This is a genomic window from Aquabacterium sp., assembly GCF_030652515.1.
In the GTDB taxonomy this organism is placed as follows: domain Bacteria; phylum Pseudomonadota; class Gammaproteobacteria; order Burkholderiales; family Burkholderiaceae_C; genus Aquabacterium.
In genome coordinates, this window is record NZ_JAUSAR010000102.1 from 1 (window position 1) to 2,260 (window position 2,260).

The window sequence follows — 2,260 nt, forward strand, 5'->3', positions numbered from 1 at the left end:
CCCTGTTTTTGCAAATAGTGCGCCAGACGGTTGGCCCGGCATTCCAGTTCGCCGTAGCTTAGAGTTGCTCCGTTGAAGATCAGCGCCGGATGGTCGGGCGTTTGTTGCGCTTGTCGCGTCAATAAGCCGGGTATGTTTTCGCGCGCAAAGCCATCGCCGTCATAATCGGTGGCATTCCAGTCGTGCAGGCAACGCTGTTGTTCGGCATCAGACAATAACCGGATCCGGCCTATCGGGCCATGCGGATCTTGGGCCAGTTCGGTGGTCACGGTGACCAGCACATCCAGCAATTGCCTTACCGTTGCTTCTTGAAATAAATCGGTACTGTATTCCAAAGCCAAAGACCACTGCCCGTCCTGCTCGCCCACATACAGGCTCAGATCACATTTGGCGACGGCGCTGGGCAACACGACCGGCTCAACGCTGAGACCCGGCAAAGCCAGTACCGGGCTGTTTTGTTCCTGGTAAACAAACATCACCTGGAATAAAGGCATGGCCGCCAGATCACGCACCGGTTGCAACGCTTCAACCAGACGCTCGAAAGGATAATGCTGGTGCTGATAAGCGCCTATGGCCGTTTGCCTGACTGCCGCCAGCAAGTGCCCAAAATTCTGGTCCGGGTCTGGTTTAATACGCATCAGCACCGTATTGACAAACAGCCCGATAACGTCATGGATTTCGGCCCGCTTACGGTTAGCCATAGGCGTCCCGACCAGGAAATCGCTTTGCCCGCTGTAGCGGTACAGCACCAATCCGAACACCGCCAACAACGTCATAAACGCCGTGGCCCCCTGTTGTGTTGCATAGGTTTGCAACGCTGTCCGGGTGTCTGCATCAATGACGGCATATTGCATCGCGCCGCGAAAACTGGGCAAGGCCGGACGGGATTTGTCGTAGCTTAATTCCAGATGGGTAGCTGCCCCTTGCAGATGGGTCAACCAGTAATCTTCTGCCGCCTGAAACCAGCCATCCGTCATCAGCTGTCTTTGCCAGCGGCAAAAATCGGCATACGACACCGGCAATGCCGCAGGCTGCGGCCCGCCTAAATGACGGCTATACAAGCCGCTAAGCTCCTTCAACAAAATATCGACCGACCAACCGTCGGCGACAATATGATGGATGACCAGCAACAACAGGCTATGGGCGTTATCGACCCACAGCACGGCGGCTTTAAAGACACGGCCATGCTGTAAATCGAACGGGCTATCGATTTCAGCCTGCAATATCTGTCCTAAGCCATGTTTCTGTACTGCGGCTTTAGTATAGACTTTCAATCGGTCTGCTGCGGACTCGAACAACTGCTGCCTGAGCTGGCCGTCTTGTTCGACAAAACCGGTACGCAAGGCCGGTTGCCTGACGGCCAAACCGTGCAGCGCCTGTTCCAAGGCGCTGATATTCAAAGCGCCGCGCAGATGGAACGCCAGCGGAATATGGTAAACCGTCTGCGCCGCTTCCAACGTGTTCATAAACCACAAGCGTTCCTGCGAAAACGATAACGGCGCTAGCGAGCTAACATCGGTTCGTATAGGCGGCCAACCGTTTTCCTGCCCCTCGGCCTGCGCCAACAAACTGGCTTGCCTCGCCACGGTGGCATGGTCGAATATCTGCTCCACGCTGAGCTCGGTGTTAAATGCGTCAACCAACAGGGCGACCAGACGCAACGCCAGCAAGGAATGTCCGCCCACCAGAAAAAAGTCGGAATGGATACCAAAAGCCTCGTGTTTAAGCAGTTGTTGCCAAATCGCCGCAATACGCTGTTGGACAGGATTTTCAGGCGGTTCAAACGTCCCGCCGGTCATCTCGAACTCCAGGCTAGGCAAAGCCTTGCGATCGACTTTGCCGTTGGCTGACAGCGGTATTTCGGGCAGCACGATAAACGCGCCGGGCACCATGAATTCGGGCAGCGCCAGGCGTAAAAATTCGCGTAACCGGGCGGTATCGGTGTCCTTGCCTGCTTCTGTTAACGTCACATAGGCCAACAGGCATGTTTCCCCGTGCACGTCAGCGGCTATGACCACGCAGGCTTGCACGGAGGCATGCTGTTTCAATACGGTTTCGATTTCACCCAGCTCGATACGGAAGCCGCGCAGCTTGACTTGCCCGTCTTCTCGCCCCAGGTATTCGATCACGCCATCGGCGCGATAGCGGCTGATGTCGCCGGTGCGGTACAGCCTGCCGCCGTCGCCGTAGGGATCCGGCACGAAGCGTTCGGCAGTCAGCGCGGCTTTGCCGTGGTAGCCCCGCGCCAGCCCGACTCCGG

At 56.7% G+C, this 2,260-nt stretch carries 1 protein-coding gene; it reads right to left on the reverse strand.

Annotated elements, in window-relative coordinates; genetic code table 11:
• The coding region (locus Q7V20_RS12345; protein WP_304791300.1) for a condensation domain-containing protein at window positions 1-2,260 on the reverse strand (2,260 nt) is incomplete at both ends.